The 212-nt window shown below is 54.2% G+C and carries 1 protein-coding gene; it reads left to right on the top strand.

Features of this window, described 5'->3' with window-relative positions:
• Positions 1 to 7: 7 nt before the first annotated feature.
• Positions 8 to 212 (top strand): restriction endonuclease subunit S (locus MB824_RS11710; RefSeq protein WP_407659222.1); only part of this gene is annotated, 205 nt, incomplete at its 3' end.

The raw sequence follows: 212 nt of genomic DNA, 5'->3' as shown, positions 1-212 counted from the left end.
TCAATTTATTAAAGATTTACCTATCCCCCTTCCCCCCCTATCCGAACAACAAGCCATTGTGGAAAAACTGTCCGCCCTGCTTGCCGAAATCGACCGCCTGAAAGCCGAAGAACAGTCGCTCGCATCGCTGCAAAAAGCCTATCCGCAAACGCTGCGCGCGTCCGTGCTTGCCGCTGCGGTTAGGGGGGATTTGAATGAACGCTCGCAAGAGC

Origin of the sequence: Kingella pumchi, from assembly GCF_022288825.1 — a bacterium.
In the GTDB taxonomy this organism is placed as follows: Bacteria; Pseudomonadota; Gammaproteobacteria; order Burkholderiales; family Neisseriaceae; genus Kingella_D; species Kingella_D pumchi.
The sequence above is the reverse complement of the archived record's forward strand: the minus strand, read 5'-3'. Positions and strand labels throughout refer to the sequence as shown.